The following is a 25,933-nucleotide window of genomic DNA, read 5'->3' on the forward strand; positions in this document are numbered from 1 at the left end:
AGGCCCGTCGCTAAACTTTTACACCGCTGTAGAACTTCAGTGGAGCATACTAGGCGCGGATGAGAAAACCAGCTGGTCAGAGTATGAGAAATTGCTTTGGTCGGACTCGTCCGAGCAGCCCTGAACCCGTACGAGGAGCACGATGACTCACCGGATCGCACGTTCGATAGCCGGGGCCCTGGTGGCACTGGCGGCCGCCGTCGGCCTCACCGCCGTCGCGTCGAGCGCGACGGCGGTGGCCGCACCCCGAACCGCCGCCGTCGCGGTGTCCGACCGCGGCGCACCGGCCGCTGGGGCGGCCGCCGAGGCGGGCGCCCGGCCGATCGCCGCCTCCGTCGCCGCGTCCGTTGCCGGGTCCGTCGCCCCGTCGAGCGCCGATGCCGTGCACCTCGCGGCCAAGGACACCAAGAAGAAGAAGGGGTTCTTCGCCAAGCTGGGCAAGTTCCTGCTGGTCGTGATCATCCTGATCATCCTCCTCTTCGTCCTGCTGATCGTCGGGATCATCTACGCCGCGAAGCGGATCTTCGGCCGCCGCAAGTAGGGGAACGGGCCGGGCGGGTGAGCGGTCGTCGTGGTGGGCCGGGCGCCGGCTCCGGCCCCGCCGGGGCCTCCGGGGTGGGCCGGGATCGCGGATCCGTCGTGCATGATGGACGCCGCCGGGCCCGATCGGCCGGGCCGGCCCCGGCCCGACGCCGACTCCCCCCGGAGCGAAGACCCGTGAACGACTCCCGCCTGCCCGGCCGTGCCGCCATCGTCACGGCCGTCGTGGCCGGATCCCTCGCCCTCGCGGCGCCGGCCTTCGCGCACGTGGAGGTCGCCTCCGAGACCGCCCGGGCGCTGGCCGTCAACGCCACCGTCACCTTCACCGCCGAGGCCGAGTCGAGCACCGCCGGCCTCGCCGAGTTCAGGGTCGTCCTGCCCGAGGGCATCACCCCCGCCGACGTCACGCTCGCCGACGCCCCCCAGGGCTGGACGCTCGCCGTCACCGCCGACGGCTACACGGTCGGCGGCCCCGCGCTCCCGCAGGGCAAGGACGCCGTCTACCGGATCACCGTCAAGCAGCTGCCCGACGCCCGGCAGCTGGTCTTCAAGACCCTGGAGACGTACGGCGACGGCCACATCGACCGCTGGATCGAGCTGCCCGAGGGCGGCACCGAGCCCCAGCACCCCGCGCCGACCCTCAAGCTCGCCGCCGCAGCGCCCGGAGCGACCCCGATCGGCACGCCGTCCGCCGCGCCCCCCTCGGTCGGCGCCTCCGCCACCTCCGCCTCCGTCACCTCGGCCGCCGCCGCGCCCGCTCCGTCCGGCGCCCCGGGCGTGACGGCCTCGCCAGGAACGGCCTCGACCGCGTCGGGCGGCGGCGGTTCCTCCTCGGCCGGCCTCGCCGTCGGTGCCGCCGTGGTCGTCGCGCTCGCCGCGGGCGGTGCGTGGCTGTGGCGCAGCAGGCGGGCCGCCGCCGGTAGCTGACGTTCCGTCACAACCGGGGCGTCCGGCCCGAGGGGCGGGGCCGGGCCCGCGGCGTCAGTCGACGTGCAGGGTGAGTTCGGCGGTGTGGAGCCGCCCGGCGGTCTGGAACTGCAGGAAGACCCGCCAGTCGCCGGGTTCCGCGAGGAGTGCCTGGAAGGTCAGGGTCGGGCCCCCGTGGTCGCCGGTCACGGCGTCCGCCGGATGGAGGTGGGCCAGTGCCTGGTCCCCCTCGTGGAAGGCGCTGAGGTGGGCGTAGCTGTCCAGGTAGGGCTGGAGGTCGGTGACCGGCCGGCCGTCCTGGCCGATGCTCGCGACCAACGTGTGTGCGCCGGCCGCCGCCTGGGCGCGGAGGGTGACGGTGTAGCCGTCCACCTCGACCGTGCCGGTCGGGGTCGGCAGGGGCACCGGGGCGTATTCGCCGCGCACCGTCACGGTGCGGCTGAGGACGAGTTCGGGGGCGTGGGGGCCGGTGTCCGGCACGAAGTCGGCGTACAGCCGCCAAGTGCCGGGCGCGAGGGCGGAGAGGTCGGCGGTCCAGGTGCCGTCGGCGGCCATGTCCGGGTGCAGGTGCTGGAAGCCGGTGAGGTCGGCGCGGATCGCGTAGAAGTGCAGCTTCTTGGTCTGGTGGACCGCGAAGCCGGTGACGGGTGCGCCGCCCGGGCCGGTGACGGTGAAGCGGAAGGGTGTCGGACGCCCGGCGGGCAGCTCGGTGGCCGCGGTGTCCAGCCGGTAGCCGCCCTGCTCGGCGGCGAGGCCGCGCCCGGTGCTCCCGGACGCATCCGCCGTTCCCGGCGCGCCGGCCATGCCGGGCATCCCGGGCATTCCGTCCGCCATGCCCGGCATGCCGGCGTGCGGCGCGGGAGCGGGCGGGGCGGCCGGAACGGACGCGGCCATCCCGAGCACGAGCAGCACCGGCACGCAGGAGGCGAGCAGCCAGCGCCGCTGGAACGGACGGCGAGTGGGAGAAGCGGTCATCGGCAGGTCTTTCCCGTTGCGGGCGCGCCGGGGGCGACGCCGTGCGGGCCGACGGCGTTCGGCCCCGCTGTTACTGGAGACCGCTGGCGTACGGCCTGATAACCGAAAAGTCGCGGTGCACGGGACCGGCGGCATCGGTCGCCGCCGGGTCCGGGAGGCGCCCGGCGGCCGGCGGGCGGTGGTGACGGGCCCGGTACCAGCGCCGGTTCGGGCGGAGAGCTCCGGATTACACGCATACGCACCGCATTGGAACGTCGCGCCATGGCCACTCTCCGAACACAGTGTTCCCGGGTCGCCGGTTCGCGCCGGTGCCGCCGCGCGCCGGTGCCGACGTGCCCGGCACGTACTCCTTCACCCCGCCCGACGGAGTCACCGGGACCGTGGTCCGGGCCTGGGGCGGCGGGGGCGCCGGTGCGGACCGGTCAGCGCGGCTTGGCCCGGGCGGCCAGGATGGCGATGTCGTCCTCGGCGGCGGGGGCCGGCGGCGGCACGAGGGCGTGCAGGACGGCGTCGAGGAGGTCGTCGAGGTCGCCGGTGGCGGGCAGGCGCAGGGCGGCGAGGCGGTCCAGTGAGACGTCGATGTCCTCGCCGCGCCGTTCGACCAGGCCGTCGGTGTAGAGCAGCAGCGTCTCGTCCGGGGTGAGCGGGTGGGTGGTCTGCTCGTAGCCGCCGAGGCCGGTGCCCAGCGGCGGGCCGCTGGGCAGGTGCAGCAGTTCGGTGGGCCGGCCCGGGGAGATCAGGGCGGGCGGCAGGTGGCCCGCACTGGAGAGGGTCCAGCGGCCGCGGCCCGGGTCGGCGAGGGCGAGCAGGCAGGTCGCGGGGCGGGCGGAGTCGTCGGCGGAGATGACGGTGTCGAGCTGGCGCAGGATCCGGTGCGGGGGGAGGTCCATCCCGGCGATGTCCCGCAGGGCGGAGCGGTAGTGGCTCATGTCGACGGCGGCCTCGACGCCGTGCCCCATGACGTCGCCCATCGCGAGCAGGGTGCGGCCGAACGGCAGCCGGACCGTCTCGTACCAGTCGCCGCCGACCACCGTGGTGGTGCCGGAGGGCAGGTAGCGGGAGGCGAGGGCGAGGTTCTGGTGCGGGTTGCCGGGTTCGCTGAGCAGGGCCCGCTGCAGTTCGAGGGCGATGCCCTGGGAACGGGTGTAGCGGCGGGCGTTGTCGATGCCGGTGGCGGCCCGCGCGGCGAGGTCGCCGAGCAGCGCGGCCTCGTCGGAGGTGAAGGGCGGCGTGGCGGCGGTGCGCCCGAGGGTGAGCAGCCCGACCTGGCCGCCGCGGGCGGCCAGCGGCAGGACCAGCAGCGAGGCCGTCCCGGCGGGGCAGGCGTCCTCGGGGCCGGGCTCGGTGAGTACGGCGATGCCGCCGCCGAGGCTGCGGGTGGCGGCCGAGCCCTCCCGGTGGCGGATCGATTCGCCGGGACGGGCCAGGTCGGCGAGCGCGTCGGTGAGGGCCGGTACGGACCGTACGGCGGCGCGGTGCAGCCGCTGGGGCGTGCCGTGGCCGGCCCGGAAGGGTTCGGCCTCGGGCGGCAGGACGTCGACGACGGCGAGGTCGGCGAGGCCGGGCACGGCGAAGGCGGCGAGTTCGGCGCAGGTCGTCCCGACGTCGAGGGTGGTGCCGATCCGCTCGGCGGCGTCGTCGAGCAGCGCGAGGCGGGCGCGGGCCTGTTCGAGCTCGCGGAGCCGTTCGCGGGCCGGGTCGGGGTCGTCCAGGACGACGACGATCACACCGGTGGTCCGTCCGGCGTGGCGCAGCGGCCGGTAGCGCACCCGGAGGCCGGGCGGGACGGGGTGGCCCACGCCGTCCGGGCCGCCGGTGCCGTGTTCGCGGTCGAGCCCGTCGTCGAGGACGCGGCGCAGGGTGGTGGTGGCCGGGGCGAAGGCGGTGGCCTCGGCGGTGCGGCCGAGCAGATCGGCGCGGCGCAGGCCGGTGGCGGTGGTGAAGGCGGGGTTGAGGTACACCCAGCGCAACCGCTCGTCGAGCACGGCGACGCCGACCGGGGCGGCGCCGAGGACCGCCCGGAGCAGGTCGGGGTCGTCACCTCCGTGGTCACTGCCGGTGATCGCGCCGAGCCTCGCCGCGAGCGCCGCCGCCGTCGCCGCCAGGGACCGGGGCCCCGGTGTCGCGGACGGGGAACCCTCTGCTCGGTTTCCGTGCCGGAAGTGCATACGCCCATGATCACGCGCCGGGGCGCGGCACGCCCACAACTGGAGGAAACCTTGACCGGGCGGAGACGCTGTTGTACCGGGCCCGGTGCAGCGCGGTGCAGAGCGGTGCCGTGCGTGCGGAGCGGGCCCCGGGAGGCGGTGGGCGGCCGCTCGCGGGACCTGCCGCGGAGCGGCCAGGGTCGGGCGGGCGAACGCCGGATGATCACCGGTCATACTTGGGCGGCGGGGCCCGACCCGGGCGCCGCGGGCCGGGCCGGCACACCGACGGGCGGGGCCGGAACACCCTCGGGCCGGCTGTGCGCCCGCGGGCGGGCCGGATCCCCGCAGGCCCGGCCGGACACCCGCAGACCAGCACCGGACCCCGCGCGAGACCCGTGCGGAGACGTCCGTGAGCACCAGACCGGAGGAAGAACGATGAGCCCCCACCAGCCGACCAGTCGCCCGGCGGCAGGGGCTCCCGCGGTGCCCTGGAACCGGCAGCGGCTGCGCAGCAACAACGAGTGGCTGCTGCTGGAGCTGCTGCGCACCGGCGGCGGCTCCTCGCGCGCCCAGCTGGCCCGGGACACCGGTCTGTCCAAGCCGACCGTCTCCGCCGCACTGGCCGCCCTCGAACAGGCCGGGCTGGTCCGCGAGGCCGGTCGGCTGGCCCCCGAGCGGGGCCGCACCGCCGTGCTGTACGAGGTCGACCCGACGGCCGGGCACGTGCTCGGCGTGGACATCGGCCGGGCCCGGCTGCGGGTGGCGGTCGCCGACCTCGCCGGGTCGGTCGTCGCCCGCCGGGACGTGGCCAACGAGGGCAGCTCGGCGGACGCCGTCGCGGACGCCGTGGTGGCCGCCGCGCACGGGGCGATCACCGACGCGGGCCTGGCGACCGACGACATCGTGCACGCGGTGATCGGTACCCCGGGCGTCTGGGACGAGGGGCGGCGCGGGGTGCGTTACGCCTCCCACCTGCCCGGCTGGGGCCGACCGGGGTTGTTCGACCGGATCGCGGAGGGGCTGGGCACGGCCGTGTCGGTGGCCAACGACGCCAACCTGGCCGCGCTCGGCGAGTACACGCTGGGGGCCGGCCGGGGCAGCCGGATGTTCGCCTACCTGCTGGTCGGCACCGGGCTCGGACTGGGCGTGGTGAAGGACGGCGAGCTGCTGGTCGGCGCGCACGGCGGGCTGGGCGAGATCGGCCTGGTGCCGCTGCCCGCCCGTGGCGGCGAGCCGACCGGGACCATCGAGGCGGAGGCCGCCGCGGACGCGGTGGTGCGCAGTGCCCGGGAGTTCGGGCTGTCCGGGGCGGGCGCCGCCGGGCAGTTGACGGCGAAGCAGGTGTTCGAGCGGGCCCGGGCCGGGGAGGCCCCGGCGCTGCGGGCGGTGGAGCGGCAGGCGGAGCAACTCGCCTACGCGGTGGCCGTGCTGTCGGCCGTCCTGGATCCGGACCTGGTGGTGCTCGGGGGCGGGATCGGCAGCAGCGCGGACCTGCTGCTGGAGCCGCTGGAGCGGGCCCTGCACCGGCTCGCCCCGATGCGTCCGACGCTCGCGCCGAGCCTGCTGGGGGAGGAGGCGGTGCTCCTCGGTGCGGTCTCCACGGCGCTGGAGTCCGCCCGCCCGGAGGTGTTCGAGCGTCGGACGGCGGGGCTGCGCTGACCGTCGGGCGGGTCGGGGTGGCCGCGGAGGGCACGGGGTCGGGACGCGCAGCGTGACGGCGACCGGGAGGGCGGACACGCTCGGTGGTCGCCAGATCTCGATCTGCAAACGAGTGGGGAAACGGTGCGCGGGGCGTGTGGGTGCCCTGCTTGAATCGCACGACTCATCCAAACGGAACGGAGCGTTCTCCTCCCATGCCTTCACGCATACCCTGGCGCCGCCGGGCGGGTCTGGCCGGATTCGCCGGACTCGTCCTCACCGTCGGCCTGGCGCTGACCGGTTGCGACCCGTCGGCCGCCGACGCCACGTCGACGGCCTCCGCCACGCCGAGCGTCGCCGCCGCCCCGACCTCTCCCGCGCCGACCACTCCCGCGCCGGTCGCGCCGCCGACGACCCCCGCGGCGCCGGCCCCGGCCACCACGCCGTCGGAGCAGCCCGCCGCGCCGGCCGCCTCGCAGCCCGCGGCGCCCAAGGCTCCGCAGCCGAAGGTGACCACCGCTCAGCCGCCGGCCGACCCGCAGCCGGAGCACACCGCGGCGGCTGCCGGCGGCGGGTGCGAGATCCGCTCAGCCGCCGGCAACTGCTACGAGGCCGGGCAGTTCTGCCGCAACGCCGACCTGGGGAAGAGCACCCACGACGCGAGCGGCCGGGAGATCTCCTGCCGGATGGTCAGCGGCAAGCCGCACTGGCAGGCCTGACGCGGACGGGCCGCCCGAGGCGTGCGGACCCCCCTGCGGCCGGTCCGGGTGGTACGACCCGGTCCCGGTGGTACGTCCGGTCCGGGTCGTGCGTCGGTCCGGGTCGTGCGGGGTCCGGCGTCCGGCGGTCAGAGGTCGAGCACGCCCAGGGTGTCCCAGAACAGGTGCTCGTAGGACTGGAGCAGCAGCCCGTACTCGCGCGCGTCGGCCAGGGCCGGTGCGTCGAGCCCGTTCGCGCCGAGCGCGTCGGCGGCCTGCTGCTCCAGTTCGGTGGCGGGCCGGGCGAAGAAGTCGAAGAAGGCGCAGGCCTCCTCGTCGAAGCCGTAGTGGCTGCGCAGCGCCTTCCCGATGGTGGCGCAGTAGCCGCCCCAGGCCGCGAAGTTGGCGACCAGGGCGGCGGCCGCGGCCTCGGGCCGACCGTTCAGCGCGAGCCAGGCCAGGTAGGCGGGGTAGGCCTGGCAGCCGGGCAGCGGTGCTCGGGCCTCCGGTGCGGCGAGGTCGAGGCCGCTGGCGGCGGCGAGTGCGGGCAGCGTGCGCAGGGCGGCGCTCTCGCCCTCGGCCAGGGTGGCGAACCAGGCGCCGAGCGGGCGGTCCGCGCAGCGGGTGGCGAGCATGAGCAGGCTGCGGCGGTCGGAGCGGATGATCCGGTGCTGCTGGGCGGCGAGTTCGGCGAGTGCCGAGCGGGTGGCGGTGCCGGCGGCCAGCGCCGTGACCAGCGCGGGGGCGGCGTCGCCGGGCGCCAACTCGGCGCGCAGGTCCTGGATCCGGTCGAGGATCGGGTGGTTCACCGGTGCCTCCGGGGTGCGGTTCGGTCCGGTGCCCTTCCTACCGCCTGGCGGCGTCCGGAGGGCGGCGACAGGCCGGGCGGATCCGGCCTGCTCGTGGTCGAGCGGCTCGCCGCTGCGTGGGAACCGATGCCCTGGTGCCGGGCACGCCGGTCCGGGCGCTGCTGCCCCGCAGCCGGGCGTGCGCGGGGTGAGCGGGCACGCCCGCCGCGTGCCCCGGGTGGGCTACCGCTTCCGCCTCCTCGGGCACGCCTGCCCGCCCGCGGGGGGCCTTCGCGATACTGCCGCCACGACGCAGGAACCCGCCCGGTCCACCAGGCAACCGCCGATCGGGGGGGTTTCGGGCCTGCCGACGGCGGTTAGCCGCGCGGGCAGCACCAATCCGTGCTGACGGCAAGCACCGGGATCAGGAGGAGCGGACGATGAAGGTTGCCGACTACCTGTTGCAGCGGCTGCGCGAGTGGGAGGTCGAGTACGTCTTCGCCTATCCCGGCGACGGCATCAACGGGCTGCTCGCCGCCTGGGGACGGGCGGAGGACCAGCCGCGGTTCATCCAGGCCCGGCACGAGGAGATGGCCGCGTTCGAGGCGGTCGGCTACGCCAAGTTCTCCGGCCGCACCGGCGTGTGCGCCGCCACGTCCGGGCCGGGTGCCATCCACCTGCTGAACGGCCTGTACGACGCCAAGCTCGACCACGTCCCGGTGGTCGCGATCGTCGGGCAGACCGACCGCAGCGCCATGGGCGGCTCCTACCAGCAGGAGGTCGACCTGCTGTCCCTGTACAAGGACGTGGCGTCCGAGTTCTGCGAGATGGTCACCGTCCCCGAGCAGCTCCCGAACGTCCTGGACCGGGCGATGCGGATCGCCACCACCCGGCGCACGATCACCGCGCTGATCATCCCCGCCGACGTACAGGAACTCGACTACACCCCGCCCGAGCACGCCTTCAAGCAGGTCCCCTCCAGCATCGGCATCCCCCACTACGCCCCCGTCCCCGCCGACGAGGACCTCGCCCGGGCCGCGGAGATCCTCAACGCGGGCGAGAAGGTCGCCATGCTGATCGGCCAGGGCGCCAGGAACGCCCGCCGTGAGGTCGAGCAGGTCGCCGACCTGCTCGGTGCCGGCGTCGCCAAGGCCCTGCTCGGCAAGGACGCCCTGCCGGACACCCTGCCGTACGTCACCGGCTCGATCGGCCTGCTCGGCACCCGCCCGTCCTACGAGATGATGCGCGACTGCGACACCCTCCTCGTGATCGGCTCCAGCTTCCCCTACAGCAACTTCCTGCCCGAGTTCGGCCAGGCCCGCGCGGTGCAGATCGACCTGGACCCGTCCATGGTCGGGCTGCGCTACCCGTTCGACGTCAACCTCGTCGGCGATGCCGCCGAGGCACTTCGGCGGCTGATCCCGCTGCTGGAGCCCAGGGCGGACGGGACGTGGCGCAAGACGGTGGAGGACAACGCGGCGCGCTGGTGGGAGGTGATGCAGCGCCGCGCCGAGGTGCCGGCGGACCCCGTCAACCCCGAGTACGTCGTCCACACCCTGGACGCCCTGCTGCCGGACAACGCGATCGTGGCCGCCGACTCCGGTTCGGCAGCCAACTGGTACGCCCGGCACCTGCGTTTCCGCGGCGGCGAGCGCGGCTCGCTGTCGGGGACGCTGGCCACCATGGGCCCGGGGGTGCCGTACGTGATCGGCGCGAAGTTCGCGCACCCGGACCGTCCGGCGATCGCGATCGTCGGCGACGGCGCGATGCAGATGAACGGGCTGGCGGAACTGATCACCGTCGCGAAGTACTACCAGGAGTGGGAGGACCCGCGCCTGGTGGTGGCGGTGCTCAACAACCACGACCTGAACCAGGTCACCTGGGAGATGCGGGCGATGCAGGGCGCCCCGCAGTTCGAGCCCTCGCAGGGCCTGCCGGACGTGCGCTACGCCGACATCGCCCAGCTGCTCGGCCTGTACGGGGCGCGCGTGGAGCGGCCGGAGGACGTGGAGCCCGTGTGGCGCCAGGCGCTCGCCGCCGAGCGGCCGTTCGTCATCGACTTCCGTACCGACCCGGCCGTGCCACCGATCCCGCCGCACGCCACGTGGGACCAGATCAAGGCCGCGGCGATGTCGGTGATCAAGGGCGACAGCGACCGGGGCTCGGTCATCCGGCAGGGCGTGAAGGCGAAGGTCCAGGACTTCCTGCCCGGCAGCGGGAGGAACTGACCGTGGCCGGCCAGGACACGAGCGAGCGAGTCGACCTGGCTGCGCTGGAGCGCGCGCTGCGGGACGAGGTCGACGGCGAAGTGCGCTTCGACGCGGGCAGCCGCGGAGCGTACGCGACCGACGGCTCCAACTACCGCCAGATCCCGCTCGGCATTGTGGTGCCGCGCACCGTGGAGGCAGGGGCGGCGGCGGTCGCGGTGTGCTCGCGGTTCGCCGCGCCGGTGCTCTCCCGCGGCGGAGGCACGAGCCTGGGCGGGCAGTGCACCAACACCGCGGTGGTCATCGACTGGACGAAGTACTGCAACCGCCTGGTGTCCGTCGATCCGCAGGCCAGGACGTGCGTGGTGGAGCCGGGCATCGTGCTGGACGAGCTGAACCGTCAGCTCGCCGAGCACAAGCTGATGTTCGGGCCGAAGCCGTCCACGCACACGCACTGCGCGCTGGGCGGGATGATCGGGAACAACAGCTGCGGCGCCTCCGCCCAGGCCTACGGCAAGACCGTCGACAACGTCTGCCGCCTGGAGGTCCTCACCTACGACGGCACCCGGTTCTGGGCCGGCCCCACCGGTGACGACGAGTACGCGCAGGTCGTCGCGGACGGCGGGACGCAGGCCCGCCTGTACGAGGGTCTGAAGGACATCGCCGGCCGGCATCTGGCCGAGATCCGGCGCGGCTACCCGAAGATCCCGCGCCGGGTCTCCGGCTACAACCTCGATTCCCTGCTGCCGGAGAACGGCTTCGACGTCGCGAAGGCCCTCGTCGGCAGCGAGGGCACCCTGGTCACCGTGCTGCGGGCCGAGCTGCGGTTGGTCGAGGTGCCGGCCGCGGAGGCGCTGCTGGTGCTGGGCTTCGACGACATCTACCAGGCGGCCGACGCGGTTCCGGATCTGCTCAAGCACAGCCGGCCCGCCCAGCTGGAGGCCATCGACGGCCGCATGGCCCAGCTGATGCGCGAGGAGCACGCCTACCTCGACTCCCTGGAGCAGCTGCCCCAGGGCGACAGCTGGCTGCTGCTCCAGTTCACTGACGACACGAAGGAACGGGCGGACGCGCAGGCCCGCGAGCTGCTGCGCGCCATCGGTCGCGACGAGGGCGACGCGTCGGTGGCGTTCTCCGACGATCCGCCGCGCGAACACGAGATGCTCAAGGCCCGCGAGGCCGGCCTCGGCGTGACCGCCCGCCCGCCGGACGGCTCCGAGACGTGGGAGGGCTGGGAGGACTCCGCCGTCGCGCCGGAGCGTCTGGGCGACTACCTGCGGGACCTGAAGCGGCTCTTCGACCGCTACGGCTACCAGCAAGCCTCCCTGTACGGGCACTTCGGGCAGGGCTGCGTCCACACCCGGATCCCGTTCGAGCTGCGCGAGGGCAAGGGCATCGAGGCGTTCCGGGCCTTCCTGATCGACGCCGCCGACCTGGTCGCCTCCTACGGCGGATCCCTGTCCGGCGAGCACGGCGACGGGCAGGCCCGCGGCGAACTCCTGCCCCGCATGTTCGGCCAGTCGCTGGTCGACGCGATGGGTGAGGTCAAGGCCCTCTTCGACCCGGGCAACCGGATGAACCCCGGCAAGGTCGTCCACCCGCACCGCGTCGACGAGAACCTCCGTCTGGGCGCCGGCTGGCGGCCCGAGCCGCACCGTGCGACGCACTTCGCGTACGCCGACGACGGCCACGACTTCGGGCAGGCCGTCATGCGGTGTGTGGGCATCGGCAACTGCCGCACCCACCAGGGCGGCGTGATGTGCCCCTCGTACCGGGCCACCCTGGAGGAGGAGCACTCGACCCGGGGCCGGGCCCGGTTGCTGTTCGAGATGATCGGCGGGCACCAGGACAGCCCGGTCACCACAGGGTGGCGCTCCACCGAGGTCCGCGACGCCCTCGACCTGTGCCTGGCCTGCAAGGGCTGCAAGTCCGACTGCCCGGTCGGGGTGGACATGGCCACCTACAAGGCCGAGTTCCTCGCCCACCACTACCGGGGCCGGCTGCGCCCCGCTGCCCACTACGCGATGGGGTGGCTGCCGCTGTGGACCCGGGTGGCCGGCTTGGCGCCGGCTCTGGCCAACGCCGTTCTGGACGCTCCCGGACTCAGTCGGCTCGGCAAGCTGATCGCCGGCATCGACCGTCGACGTGAAGCGCCCGTGTTCGCCGCCGAGACCTTCCAGGACGCCTGGCACCGGGCGGGGCGTGACCGGCCCGACCCGCACGATCCACGGACCGTGGTGCTGTGGCCGGACACCTTCACCAACCACTTCCACCCGCACATCGCCACGGCGGCGGTGCGGGTCCTGGAGGACGCCGGCTTCCAGGTCGCCGTCCCCGAGGGGTCGGTCTGCTGCGGCCTGACCCTTGTCTCCACCGGCCAACTCGCCACCGCCAAGCGGGTCCTTCAACGCACCGTCCGGGTGCTGCGGCCGTGGCTGGAGGCCGGCACGCCGATCATCGCTCTGGAGCCGTCGTGCGCGGCCGTGTTCCGCACGGACGCCCCGGACCTGCTGGCCGGTGACCAGGACATCGTCCGGCTGGCCGCGCAGGTGCGGACGTTCGCCGAGCAGTTGGTCAATCACGCCCCCGACGGCTGGCACCCGCCCCAGGTGGGCCGGGCGGCGACGGTGCAGACGCACTGCCACCAGCACGCCGTGCTCGGCGCCGATCCGGACCGCGAGCTGATGGACCGTGCCGGACTGGATGCGGACGTGCTGGACGAGGGCTGCTGCGGGCTGGCCGGCAACTTCGGCTTCGAGCAGGGGCATTACGACCTGTCCCGGACGATTGCCGAGCAGGGTGTCCTGCCGGCCGTCCGCGCCACCGCGCCGAGCGCGTTCGTCGTGGCGGACGGGTTCAGCTGCCGCACCCAGATCGAGCAGTCCGACGCCGGCCGCCGGGCCGTGCACCTGGCCGAAGCCCTCGCGCTGGCGCTCGACGGACCGGCGCCCGCCGACCACCCCGAGAAGGCCGTCGCCCGCCCGCAGGCCGGCCCCGCGGCCGGACGGCTCCTGGCTGCAGCAGCCGCAGTTGCCCTGACGGGCCTGGCCGTGTGGGCCGCGCTGATCGCTCGCCACCACCGCACGAGGAGGACGCCGTGAAATCACCCGCCGCGCTTCGGCACTCGCTGCACGAACGCCTGTACCACGAGGCCCGCGCCTACGCCGGCGACGCCGACCGCCCGCTCGCGGCCTACACCGGCCTCATGGGCACGTACGCGACCGCCGTGCTGGCCACCGCGGCAGCGGCACGGGCCACCCGCCGTCCCCTGCCCGCCCCCGGCCTGTGGGATGTCACCCTCAGCGCCCTGGCGACCCATCAGCTCGGCCGTCTGGTCGCCAAGGACCCCGTGACCAGCCCGCTGCGCGCCCCGTTCACCCGCTTCGAGGGCACCTCCGGACCCGCGGAACTGGACGAGGAGGTGCGGGGCACCGGCGCCCGAAAGGCGATCGGCGAACTGCTCAGCTGCCCTTTCTGCACCGGCCTGTGGATCGCCACCGGCATCACCGCCGGCACCCTCTTCGCGCCCCGGGCCACGCGCCTGGCCACCGCAACCCTGTCGGCGCTGGCCGCCGCCGACCTCCTGCACTTCGCCCGAGCGGCTCTCCAACGCGCGGCCGGCGAGACCTCATGACCGGCTCGGCGACGCCGACCGTCGACGGCCTGCGCGTATGGGTCCTCGACTTCCCCACCGACGCCCCGGAGGCCGACGGCACCGCCACCTGGACCAGCACCACCATGATCCTCGTCCAGGCCGGCTCCGGAGCCACCCGTGGCTATGGCTGGACCTACGGAGCCGCGGCCTGCGCCGACGTCATCACCGACCTACTCGCCGAGCACGCCATCGGCCGCAGCGCCTTCGACGTGCCTGCCGCCAACGAGGCGATGCACCGCGCGCTGCGCAACGCCGGACGTCCCGGCGTCGGCGGCTACGCCCTGTCCGCCGTCGACACCGCCCTGTGGGACCTGAAGGCCCGCCTGCTCGACCTGCCGCTCGCCGACCTCCTCGGACGCGCCCAGGACTCCGTTCCGGTCTACGGCAGCGGCGGCTTCACCACCTACGACAAGGGGCAGCTGGATACGCAGCTGCGCGGCTGGCTGGAGCAGCAGGCGATTCCCCGGGTCAAGATCAAGATCGGTGAGGCGTGGGGCACCCGGGAAGGGCGCGACCTGGCGCGGATCCGGCAGGCCCGGCACGTGATCGGGCCGGACGCGGAACTGTACGTGGACGCGAACGGCGCCTACAGCGCCAAGCAGGCCATCCGCCTCGCCCGGCGCTTCGAGGAGTACGGCGTGCGCTGGTTCGAGGAACCGGTCTCCTCCGACGACCTCGCCGGCCTCGCCCGGGTCCGGGACGCCGTCACGGCGGAGGTCGCGGCCGGTGAGTACGGCTTCACCCTGCCCTACTTCGCCGCCATGGCCCCGACGGTGGACTGCCTGCAGGCTGATGCCACCCGCTGCGGCGGCCTCACCGTCTGGCTGCGCGCGGCCGCCCTCGCCCAGGCCCACGGACTGGAAATGTCCGGGCACTGCGCCCCGCACGTCCACGCCCACGCCGCAGCCTCCGTGCCGAACCTGCGCCACCTGGAGTGGTTCCACGACCACGTCCGGATCGAGGACCTCCTCTTCGACGGCACCCTCGACCCCACCGGCGGCGAGCTGCATCCCGGCCGCAACGGCGCCCCGGGCCTGGGACTGACCCCACGCCAGGACGTCCTCGAACGCCACACCCGCACCACCGGCACCGCCTCGGCAGACAGCCCGTAGCCATCGCCACTGCGGGCCGGACCCGACCGGGCCGGGCAGCGGCCGCCCCGTCCTGACGCGTTGGAGGGAGAACCCGAGTGTCGAAGAGCGCCACCGTGCCGACCCCGCACGCGCTGCGCGACTACGCCCTGCTCGCCGACGGCCACCGCGGTGCCCTGGTCGGCCCGCGCGGCGACATCGTGTGGATGTGCGCACCCCGCTGGGACAGCGACGCCGTCCTCGCCGCCCTGATCGGCGGACCCGGCTGGTACACCGTCACCCCCACCGGCAGCTACGTGTGGGGCGGCTACTACGAGGCCGGCACCCTGATCTGGCGCAGCCGCTGGGTCACCACCGGCGGGATCGTCGAGTGCCGCGAAGCCCTCGCACACCCCGGGGACCCCCACCGCGCCGTCCTTCTGCGCCGGCTCGTCGCCGTGGACGGCCCCGCCGAGGTCACGGTGAACCTCCAGGTGGCCGCCGGGTTCGGTGAGCACCGGCTGCGGAAGGTCAAACGCGTCGACGACGGACGCTGGACGGCACGTACCGCGGGCCTGCACCTGCGACTGAGCGGCCTGCCGGACGCGAAGACCGACGAGTCCGGATCCCGCCCACACCTCACCGCCCGTCTGCGCCTGGAGACCGGCCAGCGGCACGACCTCGTCCTGGAGATCTCCGACCAACCGCTGGACGGGCCGCAGGAACCCGAGCGACTGTGGCGGGCGACCCAGGCGGCCTGGGCCACGGACGTACCCGACATGGGCGCGGTGCTGGGCCGGCGCGATGCCCGGCACGCGTACGCGGTGCTGCGCGGCATGACCGGGCCGGCCGGCGGGACGGTGGCCGCGGCGACCACGAGCTTGCCCGAGCGCGCAGAGCAGGGCCGCAACTACGACTACCGGTACGTGTGGATCCGCGACCAGGCCTACATCGGCCAGGCCGCGGCCGCCGCCGGAGCCGATGCCCTGTTGGACGACTCGGTGCGCTTCGTCACCGCCCGCCTCCTCGCACACGGATCCGGCCTGGCCCCCGCCTACACGGCCGACGGCGGCCCCGTCCCCGCCCCGCGCACCCTGGACCTGCCCGGCTACCCGGGCGGCTTCGACGTCGTCGGCAACCGGGTCAACCGCCAGTTCCAGCTCGACGGCTTCGGCGAGAGCCTGCTCCTGCTCGCCGCCGCCGCCCGCCGGGACCGGCTCGACGCCGACGGCTGGCGAGCGGCGAAGGCCGCCGCCGATGCGATCGCCGCGCGTCACGGCGAGAACGACGCGGGGATCTGGGAACTCCACCCCGACCGGTGGACGCACAGTCGGCTGACCTGCGCGGCCGGACTGCGAGCCCTCGCCACCGCCCACCCCGCGTCCGGACGCGGCCTCGCCGCCCGCTGGGAGGCCCAGGCCGACCGGATCGTCACCGACGCCGACCGCGACTGCCTGCACCCCACCGGCCGCTGGCAGCGCTCCCCGTCAGAGGAGGGCGTGGACGCCGCCCTGCTTCTGCCCGCCCTGCGCGGCGCAATCCCGGCCGACGACCCGCGCACCCGCGCCACCCTGAACGCCGTCCTGGCCGAGCTGTGCGAGGACTACTACTGCTACCGCTTCCGCCACGACCAGCGGCCCCTTCAGGACGCGGAGGGCGCCTTCCTGCTCTGCGGGTTCCTCGTCGCCCTCGCCCACCACCAGCAGGGCAACGAGAGGGAGGCGCTGCGCTGGTTCGAACGCAACCGCGCCGCCTGCGGCCCGCCGGGCCTGTACGCGGAGGAGTTCGACGTCGCCCAGCGTCAGCTGCGCGGAAACCTGCCCCAGGCCTTCGTCCACGCCCTGATGCTGGAGACCGCCCACCGCCTCGCGAGTGGCCCCTGACCCGCGGCGGCGCCGGCGGGTGTCGGGCTCTTCGAATGCGGGCAGCTGCTGGGCGGTCCATGGAGGGGGTCATGCTGGGAGGCCCTGCGATGTCCAGGAGCGGCGAGCACGTCCACCATGCCTAGGCATGCACCGGCGTCAGCGTGGCCGCGGTTGCCGTCTTCGGCATCACCCTGATGACAGTCGTCCGACGCGCCTACGCGCGTATCTGGGATCTTTCGCCCGCATTTTGGCGCGGTGCGACGAGCGGCGACCATCGTGCTCCACGATCCCTACGTGAGACCCCTTCTGATGCAGGCAGCCACCGCCCAGCTGCCGCTGCGGCTGATTACCGACCCCACCCCCTGCCCACCACCTGCCGCTACAGCACCGCCGACCCGTACGCCGTCACGCTGGACTTCGACGATGCCGGCAGCCAAGCCCGCTGGCTACTGTCCCGGGACCTGCTGCTGGCAGGCCTGGAGCGGCCGGCCGGAGACGGCGACGTCCACATCGCTCCCGCCGGGACCGGCGAGACGGTGATCGCGCTGGGCGGCCAGCGCGGCGTGGCTCTGCTGCACACCGCGACCCCGCCCCTGGCGGGCTTCCTCACCGCCACGCTGCGCCTGGTCCCGCTCGGAGCCGAGGGACAACACGTCGACTGGGACGCCGGCATCGCGCTGTTCCGGACAGCCTGATCCGCGTGGCCGTGCGCGGCGTGTGCCGGTGGGCCGGGTGGGCGGTGACGCACCCCTCCCGCGTCGTACCGCTGCGGCGTCCGGCGCAGGTCGGTCGAGGCTGGTGTCCAGGGACGGCGGCCGGGTAGCCGTATCCGAGGACCCCGGACACAGGGCGAGCAAGGGAGCGCGAGACGATGACCGAGTACGGCTACTTCCTCTCCTGCGAGGAGTTCACCCCCGCCGAGCTGCTCGAACAGGCGAGGCACGCCAAGCAGGCCGGGTTCACCCGTCTGGCGATTTCCGACCACTTCCACCCATGGAACGACGCCCAGGGCAACAGCCCGTTCGTATGGTCGATGATCGGCGCTCTGTCCCAGGCCGTCGACCTGCCCGTCACCACGCTGGTCACCTGCCCCACCGTGCGCCTGCACCCGGCCGTCACCGCGCAGGCCGCCGCCACCTCCTCCGTCCTACTGGAGGGCCGCTTCACATTCGGGGTGGGGACCGGCGAGGCGCTGAACGAGCACATCCACGGCGACCGATGGCCCTCCTTCGAGGACCGCGCCGCCATGCTCGAAGAGGCGGTCGAGGTCATGCGCGAGCTGTTCACCGGCCGCCTGGTCAGCCACCAGGGTCGGCACTACACCGTCGACAACGCCCGCCTCTACACCCCGCCGACCGCGCCGCTGCCCATCTACGTCTCCGGGTTCGGGCCGAACGCGGCCGAGCTGGCGGGACGGATCGGGGACGGCTTCGTCACCATGACCCCCGACGCCGACCTGGTCCGGGCCTTCCACGGCGCGGGCGGGCGCGGGAAGCCGGTGATCGGCGGGGTCAAGGTGTGCTGGGGCACGGACCGGGACAAGGCCGTCGACACCGTGCACCGGCTGTGGCCGACCGAACTGCTGCCCGGCGAACTGGCCCAGATCCTGCCCACCCCCGCCCACTTCGAGCAGGCCAGCGAGCTTGTCACCCGGCAGATGGTCGCCGACGCCGTCACCTGCGGCAACGACGTGAACGAGCACGCGAAGACCGTAGGCGCCTACGCCGAGGCCGGCTTCGACGAGGTCTACGTCGGCCAGATCGGCCCCGACCAGGAGACGTTCTTCGACGCCTACCGGCAGCACGTCCTGCCCGCTCTGCGCAGCAGCTGACGCCGGACGGGCGCGGGTCCGCCACGGGCCGGCCCCTTGATGGTGCCCCGGACGGCAGCCGTGCCCACGTCACAGTCACCGCCCCGTGGCAGTGCCCACGGCGGTCGACGGAGCACTGCTTCGATCAGGACCGGTCGGGGCGGGCGAGGGCGCTGGTGTCGAGACGGGTGTGCAGTTCGCTGACGTCGGCGTGGACCTCAAGGGCGCCCGCTGCTCGCAGGGCGCGTTCGCCGAAGCCACCGGAGAGCACCGCAATGCACGGCACGTGGGCCTTGGCCGCGGCCTCGACGTCCCAGAGCGTGTCGCCGATGAACAGCGCCTGGTCGCTGTCGACGCCGGCCTTGGCGAGGGCGGCGTGGACCAGGTCCGGGGCGGGTTTGCTGGCGTCGACGTCGTCTGCGCAGGTCGCGTCGGAGATCGCGTCGTCGGCGTCCAGGACGCGGCGCATCACCTGAAGGTCGCGTGCGGAGGCGGAAGAGGCGAGCACGATCGTCCAGCCGCGTCCGGCGAGGTCGCGCAGCAGGGCGGCTGCGCCGTCGAAGGCACGCAGGGTGGGCCAGTAGCGTGCGAACAGCACTTGGTGCGCGTGGTCGATCGCCGGGTCCTGGTCGCGGTCGCGGTCCTGGGGCAGGAGGTGGTCCAGCAACTGGTCGCCGCCCATGCCGACCGCACCGTGGATGCGCGCCATCGGTGGGGTGTGCCCGAACTGGGTCAGGGCCTCGGCCCAGGCCATGGTGTGCAGGTAGTTCGTGTCCAGGAGCGTCCCGTCGACGTCGAACAGCGCTGCACCCGCCATCACCAACACGCCCTTCCGATCCCGCCGTCGTTGCGGTCTTCTTGACGCTACGGCCATCCGGTGCGGGCCGCAGCCCGGCCAGGGGCTACGTCGACGGCGGCACGGTGGAGGTTGCAGCGGCGACTGAAGGGATGTGCGGCGTGCGGGAGCGGTACGACGCGGAGCTGGACGCCCTGGGCGACGTGGCCGGCATGGCGCGACCCGTCGCCGGCGGCGGTCACCAGGGCCACCCGATCCTTGCCGGAGGCGGACCGGGCGCTGCTGGAGGCCGCGGCGATCGACCTGCTGACCCCCGTCAGTAGCCGGTCGCCACGACCTGAGGGCCGTGGCCGTGGTCGCCTCGCTGTACATCAGTGCCAGCCGGTGCCCTCGCCGCCCACGTCGCCTGGCTCGCCCATCTCGGCACCCGGCTGATCACTGGAGGCTTGCCCGCCTACCCGGCCCGAAAGCTCGGCCGAACCGGCTGGGGCACGGCGGGCAGGTTTGCCCTCGCGGGAGATGGGTTAGCCGCAAGTGCATGACACGTCATTCTCACCTTCCGCGAACTGTGGTGGTCACCGGGGCGAGCGGCGGGATCGGCCGGGCGAGCGCGCTCGCGTTCGCTGCCCGCGGGGACCGACTCGCGCTGATCGCCCGGGGCCGGACCGGTCTGGATGCGGCGGTACGCGAGGCCGAGGCGGCCGGTGCGGCCAAGGCGATCGCCGTGGAGGCGGACGTCGCCGACCCCGAAGCGATCGAGAAGGCCGCGCAGCGGATCGAGGACGAACTCGGGCCGATCGACGTGTGGGTCAACGACGCCTTCGCTTCCGTGTTCGCGCCGTTCACCGAGATCAGCCCGGAGGAGTTCCGCCGGGTCACCGAGGTCTCCTACCTGGGCTACGTGTACGCCACCCGGGCCGCGCTGGCCCGGATGCTGCCCCGCGACAAGGGCGTGATCGTGCACGTCGGCTCCGCGATCGCCTACCGCGGCATCCCACTGCAGAGCGCCTACAGCGGCGCCAAGCACGCCATCCAGGGCTGGCACGAAGCACTGCGCTGCGAACTGCTCGCCTCCGGCACCAGGGTGCGCACCACCATGGTCCAGATGCCGGCGGTCAACACCCCGCAGTTCGACTGGGTACGCTCCCGTCTCCCGAAGCGCGCCCAGCCGGTTCCGCCGATCTACCAGCCCGAAGTCGCCGCCCGCGCCGTGGTCTTCGCCGCCGACCACCCCGGGCGCCGCGAGTACTGGGTCGGCGCCAGCACGGTGGCCACCCTGGTGGCCAACGCGATCGCGCCCGGCCTGCTGGACCGCTACCTCGCGCGCACCGGCTTCGACTCGCAGCAGAGCGATGAGCGTCGACGCACCGGTGACCCGGACAACCTCTTCGAGCCGGTCGACAGCTGCGAGGACTTCGGGGTTCACGGGCGCTTCGACGACCGTGCCCGGGCCCGCAGTGTCCAGCAGCAGGCCGCCCGGACGCTCGCATCCGTCGGGGCCGGGGTGTGGCGGGCGGCCGGGCGGGTGAGGACGGGTTTGGTGCCGGGCCCGTGCGGGTTCGCATCAAGACGGTGGGGCAGACGCCTTCCGCCGACTGGAACGCCATCGCCGACAAGGAGTGTGTGATGCCACGCGGATCGCCATCCCCGATACCGCCTGCCCCACCGGGTCGGCCGGCGCCGCCCGCTCCGCCGGATCCGGAAGGCCCTCCTGTGACGCCCGACCCGCCCAGGCCGCCCGGATCTCCGGAGCCGCCCGTCGAGCCACCGGCCCCGGCCGGGCCCGAGCCGGACTCCCCGACGCATCCGGAGCCGCCGCCACCCGACGGCCCGCGCCCCCACGAACCACCGGACTGAACCACCGCACGACCGGGCGGACGCCGTCGGGCGGATGAGGCTGGCTCAGCGGCACTCGACATGGCTGACGGGGGAGGAGGGGCTGTGCGCGGCGCGGTGGTGGAGATCGCGGTGTGGTTCGGCGTGCTGGTGGGGATGACGGTGGTCCTGATCAGTTCCGTTTCCCCCGTCGAGCTGCTGGTGGCGGGCGTCGCCGCGTCGGGCGGCGCGTTGGCCGCCCGGCGCCTTCGGCTGGCCGCCGGCATCGACCCGGGTGGTGCCCGGGGCGCTCTGCGCTCCGCGGCCCGGCTGCCGGGCGCAGTGCTCGGCGGCTGCGCCGTCCTGGCCCGCGCCGTCCTGGCCCGCGCCCTGCTGAGCGGGCCGCGGCAGGCGGGCCTTCGCCGGGTACGGCTGCGCCCGGGCGTCGGTCCGGGCTGGGCGGCGACACTGGTCGCCGCCTCGCCGGACACCTGCGTCCTGGAGATCGGCGAGCACGGCGAGGTGCTGGTGCACGCGCTCGGCCCGCGGCCGGGGCCGGTGGAACGCGTGGTCGCCGACAGCACCCGGGCGGACGCGTCATGAACGCATGGGGAGCGGCTGCACTGGTCCTGCTGATCGCGTCGGTGCCGGTGTGTCTGTGGGTGGCGGCCAGGGGCAGCGTGGTGCGGCGCCTGGCCGGGGTGTGCCTGCTGTCGAGCGTGGTCGGCGGTGTGTTCCTACTGCTGCCGCCGGCCTACCAGCGCTCCTCCTACCAGGACCTCGCGCTGATGCTCGCCGTGCTGTCCCCGGCGGGCACGCTGGTCTTCACCCGCTTCGTCGCCGGCCGGAACCGGGCACCGGAAGGTTCCGAGCGTGAGGGCGGGGGCGGATGACGGCCGGTCACGTGCTGGTGCTGGTGCTGCTGTGGGCAGGGGTGGGGCTTGTCGTTGCCGCAGCTCACCGTTCGCTCCTTTCCGGGGTATGGCCGCCCGTCCGAGGCTCATGACTGGTGATCACCAGGAGTGCCAGGCCGTCGGTGCCCTCCACTCCAGCAGCCTCCAGCGGGCCCGCGGGCGGATGCGCCGAGCGGATTCGGGTGCCAGGGTGGACGGACCGACGAAAGGCACGATTGCTGTGAGTACTCCTGAAGACAGTGACGACCCGCGGGTCGACGAGCAGGCGCGCGAGCGGTCCTCCGAGCAGCGGAACATCACTGCACCGACGCCGCCGGACGTGCGAGCCAAGAGTGAGGACGACGAGGAGGGCGGCGAGCAGCCCGAGGCGCCGGCGGCCGACACCGAGGCGCCGTGACGCTCAGGGCAGCGGGGTGCCGCCGGTGGCGTTGAGGATCTCGCCGGTGATGTACGAGGCGCCGGGAGAGGCGAGGAAGACGTAGGCGGGGGCCATCTCGGCCGGCTGGGCGGCGCGGCCGAGCGGGGACTGCTCGCCGAAGTGTGCGACCTTCTCCTCGTCCATGGTGGCCGGAATCAGCGGCGTCCAGACCGGCCCGGGCGCCACCGCGTTAACCCGGATGCCGTCGGGCGCGAGCTGGAGGGCGAGGCCGTGGGTGAACGCGACGATCGCCGCCTTCGTCATCGCGTAGTCCAGCAGATGCGGGCTCGGCTTGTAGGCCTGTACCGAGGCACTGTTGATGATCACCGCACCCGGCCGCAGGTGCGCCAGCGCGGAGCGGGTCAACCAGAACATCCCGTACAGATTCGTCCGCATCACCCGGTCGAACTGCTCGGTGCTGATCGCGGCGAGGCCGTCCGGCTGGGACATCTGGTAGGCCGCGTTGTTCACCAGCACGTCCAGTCCGCCGAGCTCCTCGACGCACCGGGCGACGAGGCCGTTGCAGAAGGCCTGGTCGCGGAGGTCGCCGGCGATCGGCAGGGCGCGTCGGCCGGCCTGTTCGATCAGGGCGGTGGTGGTGTCGGCGTCGTCCTGTTCCTCGGGCAGGTAGCAGAAGGCCACGTCGGCTCCTTCGCGGGCGAAGGCCAGGGCGACGGCGCGCCCGATCCCGGAGTCCGCGCCGGTGATGAGCGCGATCCGACCCGTCATGCGGTCGGCGCCCCGGTAGGAGTTCTCACCGTGGTCCGGCATCGGCTCCATCCGCTCACCGGTGCCCGGGTGCGGCTGCGACTGCTCCGGCAGCGGCGGCGTCGGATAGAGCCCGCCCGGATCGCGCGGGGCGTGCCGGTCGCTCGTCCTCACCATCAGGCCCTCCAACCAGCCGTTCGGCACTGCCGCGCCCGGCGGCGGCCGGGACCACCGAAAGGGTCACCCGGCCGGCGGCCCGGACGGCGGAGGCGGACCGCCCGTTCACCCGGCCGGAGCCCTTGTCCGGGGCCGGACGGAGCACATGGCTGCGGGCTACGCTGCGGTGGCGTTGTCCGTGTCCAGGAGCTCGGTGAGCTGGGTCCGGTGAAGGGCGGCGACGCCCTCAAGCAGGTCCGGGTGGCGCAGCAGGACGGCGGCGTCCCGGTCGTGGGTACCCGGTTCGCTCAGGCGTCGCAGGCCGGTGATGTCCGGATTGCCGACCTGGGTCTGGTGCGCGCGAGCGGCGAGGGCGGGGTCGGCCAGGAGGCAGGCGGCCCAGCTGACGACGGTCTCGTCCACCCAGGTCCGCCACGCGGTGTCGGCGTCGTCGGGCTGCGGCTCGCTGCCGGTGAGCCAGTCCAGGCGGCCCGATCCGCTGGGGGCGAGCAGGTGGAGCAGCTGCACGTCCATCGCGGTGGGATAGCGCAGGTGGGCCGCGGCGGTGGCGGCCTGGCGGGCCTGGGCCTCGGCGAGTGCGGTGTTGAGCGCTCCCGGCGGTGGCGGGTAAGCGTTCAGCAGCCAGCGGGCGCAGGCGGCTATGACGGGTGTCAGGTCGGTGGGCACGGCGATCGTTCCCTCGTGGCAGGCCCGCCGGTGTCCGAGAGTCGGGTTGTGCGAGCTGCTGACGCGGGGCCGCGCTGCCCCGCTGGTGGCCGACCAGTCTAGGCGCAGGCGTGGGAGGCAGGGCATGACCTGCGTCACGCCTCGCCGGCGGGCACCCGGGGCACGTGGCGGGTGTGCCTGCGGCCCCGGGTGACGGTCCTCGTGCGGAGCGGTCAGGACTTCCCGCGGCCGCTGACGAAGTCCCGGGCCCGGTCGACCAGCCCCGCCCCCGGTGCCAGAAGCTTGCTGGCGGTGGGACTGCTCGGAGCCGAGGGGTGCGGGCGGGTCGGCGCCATCGACTTGGCCCGGCGGATCTTGTCACCGAGGTCGTTCAGCTGCTCCGGGGTACAAGCCCGGCTCAGCATGGGGAAGAGATTGTCCTCCTCGTCCCGGATGTGCGCGGAGACCTCGTCCATCAGCTGCTGCAGCATGGGGCTCATCTGCGTGTCGCCGGTGTCCATCTGCTCCAGCTTCTTGAGGATCTTCTCGACCCTGCTGTGGTCCTCGATCTCCTTGTCCGCGAGCCGGTCCCCGCCCTGGATGTGCTCGCGCACCGCCGGGTACAGGTACTGCTCCTCGGCGACCGAGTGCCGAACCAGCTCGATGGTGACCTCGTCCACCAGGTCCCGCAGCACCTGCCCGCCGACGGTCATCGCCTGAAGTCGACCGAACATCGCCTCCACCTCCCGGTGGTCGGTCTTCAGCTCCTCGATCACATTTCCGCCGTGGCCCATCGCGCATCCGCCTCTCGTCCATCCGGGCCGGGTCTCTCCCGGTCCACCGGGCAGTGATCCCCGTCCGGACGCAGCCTCGTGGGCCGCAGCCCCGGGACTCACCCGGTCGGAGCCGGCCGCGCGAGCAGCACCGAGCGACTCACCGGCGCGGTCCGACGGCCCGGGCGGGGGCCTGGGTGCGCTGAGGACGGGGCGGGCTTGTGCTCGCCTACCCCGTCTGAGTGATCGCCCTATTCGCCATCCGCAGGTCCGGCTCTCGTGTGTGGTCGGCGCACGGCCTCGTCGTCGGCGGGCGTTGTCGGCTCGGGGCTCAGCGCCCGGCCGGCCGCGGCGCCCGCGTAGAGGGTGAAGCCGACCCCGACCAGCCAGGACTGGAGGACCAGGACGGTACCCACGGCGCCGTAGGACAGGGCATTGGAGACCACGAGGGACGCGAACACGAGCCGGGAGAACAGCCGGAGGCCGGCCAGCCCGACCACGGTGGCGATGGCGCCGGGCAGCAGTCGGCGCCACGGGATGCGCGCGTGCAGCAGCAGCCGAGGCAACCACCAGAACAGCAGCAGTCCGCCCAGCACGGTGGTGATGACCCGCAATGCGGGCTGTGCCGCGGTGTGCGGCCACGGCACGCCGCTCCACGCAGCCGCCACGACGTAGCCGACCAGCCCGGCCAGGCCCAGCAACTGGCGCCACACGCCGTGCCAGGGCGCGGCGGGCAGGTCCCAGATCCGTTCGAATGCCCTCTGGACGGAGGCCATCAGGGTCACGCCGAACACGGCGAGTGCGGCCAGGCCGACGCCGGTGGTGGTGCTCAGTACCTGGCCCGGTGAGACGAACAACTCGCGCACCGGCTTCTGCGCGCGGCGGGTCAGCCCGAGGCCGTCGGTGATCCAGTCGGCGAGACCGTTGCCCCGGCTGGTGGAGGCCGCGGCGATCACGATCAGCAGCGGCACCAGGGTCACGAAGCACAGCGCGGCGAACGCCATGGAACGTTCCATCAGTTCTGCCCGCCGCCACACCCGCCACACCTCGGCCGCGAGCAGCCGGCCCCTGCGCCGGACGGCGGCCGCAGCCGCCGACACCGGGGCGGCCCGACCGCGGGCATGGTGCGCGTGTTGGTCGCTCCCGGACATCTGCGCACCTCCCGGCCACCCGACCGTGGACCACTGGGCGGCTGCCCGACCGGGCCGATCCCACACCTGTCCCACTCGGTGGGCGTTCCGAGCAGGAGGGCGTGGACGAAGGCCGGCGGCAGTTCCTTGTTCACGGTGCGGGCGGCGATCTCCTCGGCCCGCTTCTCGCTCCCGACCGGTCGGGATGTGTGGGCGTGTACCCGGGACCCGGCTCCC

Annotated in this window: 23 protein-coding genes; 15 read left to right on the plus strand and 8 right to left on the minus strand. The window is 74.0% G+C overall.

What is annotated here, in order from left to right; genetic code table 11:
- Positions 1–142: 142 nt before the first annotated feature.
- Positions 143–541 (plus strand): hypothetical protein, encoded by a 399-nt coding sequence (locus ACIGG8_RS41350; RefSeq protein WP_396553735.1) that lies wholly within the window; start codon positions 143–145, stop codon positions 539–541.
- A 176-nt stretch (positions 542–717) separates the two neighbouring features.
- Positions 718–1,467 carry a DUF1775 domain-containing protein gene (locus ACIGG8_RS41355; RefSeq protein WP_396553736.1) on the plus strand — a complete coding sequence of 250 codons (750 nt, stop codon included), beginning with the start codon at positions 718–720 and terminating at the stop codon, positions 1,465–1,467.
- Between the two features lie 54 nt (positions 1,468–1,521).
- On the opposite strand, the gene ACIGG8_RS41360 is transcribed toward ACIGG8_RS41355, so the two are convergent.
- On the minus strand, positions 1,522–2,442 hold the full coding sequence (locus ACIGG8_RS41360) for a hypothetical protein (protein WP_396553737.1): 921 nt from the start codon (positions 2,440–2,442) through the stop codon (positions 1,522–1,524).
- A 422-nt stretch (positions 2,443–2,864) separates the two neighbouring features.
- Entirely contained in the window at positions 2,865–4,610 is a 1,746-nt protein-coding gene (locus ACIGG8_RS41365; RefSeq protein ID WP_396553738.1) for a SpoIIE family protein phosphatase, read from the minus strand.
- Between the two features lie 414 nt (positions 4,611–5,024).
- On the opposite strand from ACIGG8_RS41365, the gene ACIGG8_RS41370 reads away from it, so the two are divergent.
- Together ACIGG8_RS41370 and ACIGG8_RS41375 are read left to right on the plus strand one after the other, a co-directional pair.
- Positions 5,025–6,248, plus strand: coding sequence for an ROK family protein (locus ACIGG8_RS41370; RefSeq protein WP_396553739.1), 1,224 nt, complete (start codon positions 5,025–5,027; stop codon positions 6,246–6,248).
- A 194-nt stretch (positions 6,249–6,442) separates the two neighbouring features.
- Positions 6,443–6,946: a hypothetical protein gene (locus tag ACIGG8_RS41375; RefSeq protein ID WP_396553740.1), complete on the plus strand. Its 504-nt coding sequence runs from the start codon at positions 6,443–6,445 to the stop codon at positions 6,944–6,946.
- Between the two features lie 128 nt (positions 6,947–7,074).
- Here ACIGG8_RS41375 and ACIGG8_RS41380 read toward each other — a convergent pair whose 3' ends face one another.
- On the minus strand, positions 7,075–7,734 hold the full coding sequence (locus ACIGG8_RS41380) for a transcriptional regulator (RefSeq protein ID WP_396553741.1): 660 nt from the start codon (positions 7,732–7,734) through the stop codon (positions 7,075–7,077).
- 419 nt (positions 7,735–8,153) lie between these two features.
- On the opposite strand from ACIGG8_RS41380, the gene ACIGG8_RS41385 reads away from it, so the two are divergent.
- The 7 genes from ACIGG8_RS41385 to ACIGG8_RS41415 all read left to right on the plus strand — a co-directional run bounded on the left by ACIGG8_RS41385 (position 8,154) and on the right by ACIGG8_RS41415 (position 18,341).
- Positions 8,154–9,941 (plus strand): thiamine pyrophosphate-requiring protein, encoded by a 1,788-nt coding sequence (locus ACIGG8_RS41385; RefSeq protein ID WP_396553742.1) that lies wholly within the window; start codon positions 8,154–8,156, stop codon positions 9,939–9,941.
- Positions 9,938–13,021, plus strand: a complete 3,084-nt coding sequence (locus ACIGG8_RS41390; protein WP_396553757.1) for an FAD-binding and (Fe-S)-binding domain-containing protein — start codon at positions 9,938–9,940, stop codon at positions 13,019–13,021. The genes ACIGG8_RS41385 and ACIGG8_RS41390 overlap by 4 nt, the downstream gene beginning before the upstream one ends.
- Complete coding sequence (locus ACIGG8_RS41395) at positions 13,018–13,554, plus strand: DUF1360 domain-containing protein (RefSeq protein ID WP_396553743.1); 537 nt, start codon at positions 13,018–13,020, stop codon at positions 13,552–13,554. The genes ACIGG8_RS41390 and ACIGG8_RS41395 overlap by 4 nt, the downstream gene beginning before the upstream one ends.
- Positions 13,551–14,687, plus strand: coding sequence for an enolase C-terminal domain-like protein (locus ACIGG8_RS41400; RefSeq protein WP_396553744.1), 1,137 nt, complete (start codon positions 13,551–13,553; stop codon positions 14,685–14,687). The genes ACIGG8_RS41395 and ACIGG8_RS41400 overlap by 4 nt, the downstream gene beginning before the upstream one ends.
- A 77-nt stretch (positions 14,688–14,764) precedes the next feature.
- Positions 14,765–16,528 (plus strand): glycoside hydrolase family 15 protein, encoded by a 1,764-nt coding sequence (locus ACIGG8_RS41405; RefSeq protein WP_396553745.1) that lies wholly within the window; start codon positions 14,765–14,767, stop codon positions 16,526–16,528.
- Between the two features lie 143 nt (positions 16,529–16,671).
- Positions 16,672–17,205, plus strand: a complete 534-nt coding sequence (locus ACIGG8_RS41410; RefSeq protein WP_396553746.1) for an SsgA family sporulation/cell division regulator — start codon at positions 16,672–16,674, stop codon at positions 17,203–17,205.
- 176 nt (positions 17,206–17,381) lie between these two features.
- A complete protein-coding gene (locus ACIGG8_RS41415; protein WP_396553747.1) occupies positions 17,382–18,341 on the plus strand; it encodes a TIGR03557 family F420-dependent LLM class oxidoreductase in 960 nt (319 codons plus the stop codon).
- A 124-nt stretch (positions 18,342–18,465) separates the two neighbouring features.
- Here the strand turns inward: ACIGG8_RS41415 and ACIGG8_RS41420 are convergent, their stop codons facing one another.
- Positions 18,466–19,137 (minus strand): HAD family hydrolase, encoded by a 672-nt coding sequence (locus ACIGG8_RS41420; protein ID WP_396553748.1) that lies wholly within the window; start codon positions 19,135–19,137, stop codon positions 18,466–18,468.
- 517 nt (positions 19,138–19,654) lie between these two features.
- Here ACIGG8_RS41420 and ACIGG8_RS41425 point away from each other — a divergent pair.
- From ACIGG8_RS41425 to ACIGG8_RS41440, 4 genes are all read left to right on the plus strand, one after another.
- Complete coding sequence (locus ACIGG8_RS41425; protein WP_396553749.1) at positions 19,655–20,743, plus strand: SDR family oxidoreductase; 1,089 nt, start codon at positions 19,655–19,657, stop codon at positions 20,741–20,743.
- Positions 20,744–21,057: 314 nt separating this feature from the next.
- Positions 21,058–21,534 carry a hypothetical protein gene (locus tag ACIGG8_RS41430; RefSeq protein ID WP_396553750.1) on the plus strand — a complete coding sequence of 159 codons (477 nt, stop codon included), beginning with the start codon at positions 21,058–21,060 and terminating at the stop codon, positions 21,532–21,534.
- Positions 21,531–21,824: a monovalent cation/H+ antiporter complex subunit F gene (locus tag ACIGG8_RS41435; RefSeq protein ID WP_396553751.1), complete on the plus strand. Its 294-nt coding sequence runs from the start codon at positions 21,531–21,533 to the stop codon at positions 21,822–21,824. The genes ACIGG8_RS41430 and ACIGG8_RS41435 overlap by 4 nt, the downstream gene beginning before the upstream one ends.
- 241 nt (positions 21,825–22,065) lie before the next feature.
- Positions 22,066–22,242 (plus strand): hypothetical protein, encoded by a 177-nt coding sequence (locus ACIGG8_RS41440; RefSeq protein WP_396553752.1) that lies wholly within the window; start codon positions 22,066–22,068, stop codon positions 22,240–22,242.
- Positions 22,243–22,245: 3 nt separating this feature from the next.
- Here the strand turns inward: ACIGG8_RS41440 and ACIGG8_RS41445 are convergent, their stop codons facing one another.
- From ACIGG8_RS41445 to ACIGG8_RS41460, 4 genes are all read right to left on the minus strand, one after another.
- Entirely contained in the window at positions 22,246–23,148 is a 903-nt protein-coding gene (locus ACIGG8_RS41445) for an SDR family oxidoreductase (protein WP_396553753.1), read from the minus strand.
- Positions 23,149–23,304: 156 nt separating this feature from the next.
- Positions 23,305–23,814 (minus strand): hypothetical protein, encoded by a 510-nt coding sequence (locus ACIGG8_RS41450; RefSeq protein ID WP_396553754.1) that lies wholly within the window; start codon positions 23,812–23,814, stop codon positions 23,305–23,307.
- Between the two features lie 212 nt (positions 23,815–24,026).
- The gene (locus tag ACIGG8_RS41455; RefSeq protein ID WP_396553755.1) at positions 24,027–24,587 is read right to left on the minus strand and encodes a hemerythrin domain-containing protein; all 561 of its coding nucleotides are present in this window, start codon (positions 24,585–24,587) and stop codon (positions 24,027–24,029) included.
- A 230-nt stretch (positions 24,588–24,817) separates the two neighbouring features.
- On the minus strand, positions 24,818–25,717 hold the full coding sequence (locus tag ACIGG8_RS41460) for a YhjD/YihY/BrkB family envelope integrity protein (protein ID WP_396553756.1): 900 nt from the start codon (positions 25,715–25,717) through the stop codon (positions 24,818–24,820).
- Positions 25,718–25,933 lie beyond the last annotated feature (216 nt).

The sequence above is a fragment of the Kitasatospora sp. NPDC085464 genome (assembly GCF_044541955.1).
In the GTDB taxonomy this organism is placed as follows: Bacteria; Actinomycetota; Actinomycetes; order Streptomycetales; family Streptomycetaceae; genus Kitasatospora.

What these genes read in the sequence shown, in the direction of transcription:
- ACIGG8_RS41370 (WP_396553739.1), top strand. Translation starts at nt 5,025, where the DNA reads ATGAGCCCCCACCAGCCGACCAGTCGCCCGGCGGCAGGGGCTCCCGCG.
- ACIGG8_RS41425 (WP_396553749.1), top strand. Translation starts at nt 19,655, where the DNA reads ATGACACGTCATTCTCACCTTCCGCGAACTGTGGTGGTCACCGGGGCG.
- ACIGG8_RS41375 (WP_396553740.1), top strand. Translation starts at nt 6,443, where the DNA reads ATGCCTTCACGCATACCCTGGCGCCGCCGGGCGGGTCTGGCCGGATTC.
- ACIGG8_RS41365 (WP_396553738.1), bottom strand. Translation starts at nt 4,610, where the DNA reads ATGCACTTCCGGCACGGAAACCGAGCAGAGGGTTCCCCGTCCGCGACA.
- ACIGG8_RS41400 (WP_396553744.1), top strand. Translation starts at nt 13,551, where the DNA reads ATGACCGGCTCGGCGACGCCGACCGTCGACGGCCTGCGCGTATGGGTC.
- ACIGG8_RS41445 (WP_396553753.1), bottom strand. Translation starts at nt 23,148, where the DNA reads ATGGTGAGGACGAGCGACCGGCACGCCCCGCGCGATCCGGGCGGGCTC.
- ACIGG8_RS41455 (WP_396553755.1), bottom strand. Translation starts at nt 24,587, where the DNA reads ATGGGCCACGGCGGAAATGTGATCGAGGAGCTGAAGACCGACCACCGG.
- ACIGG8_RS41420 (WP_396553748.1), bottom strand. Translation starts at nt 19,137, where the DNA reads ATGGCGGGTGCAGCGCTGTTCGACGTCGACGGGACGCTCCTGGACACG.
- ACIGG8_RS41460 (WP_396553756.1), bottom strand. Translation starts at nt 25,717, where the DNA reads ATGTCCGGGAGCGACCAACACGCGCACCATGCCCGCGGTCGGGCCGCC.
- ACIGG8_RS41385 (WP_396553742.1), top strand. Translation starts at nt 8,154, where the DNA reads ATGAAGGTTGCCGACTACCTGTTGCAGCGGCTGCGCGAGTGGGAGGTC.
- ACIGG8_RS41415 (WP_396553747.1), top strand. Translation starts at nt 17,382, where the DNA reads ATGACCGAGTACGGCTACTTCCTCTCCTGCGAGGAGTTCACCCCCGCC.
- ACIGG8_RS41360 (WP_396553737.1), bottom strand. Translation starts at nt 2,442, where the DNA reads ATGACCGCTTCTCCCACTCGCCGTCCGTTCCAGCGGCGCTGGCTGCTC.
- ACIGG8_RS41350 (WP_396553735.1), top strand. Translation starts at nt 143, where the DNA reads ATGACTCACCGGATCGCACGTTCGATAGCCGGGGCCCTGGTGGCACTG.
- ACIGG8_RS41435 (WP_396553751.1), top strand. Translation starts at nt 21,531, where the DNA reads ATGAACGCATGGGGAGCGGCTGCACTGGTCCTGCTGATCGCGTCGGTG.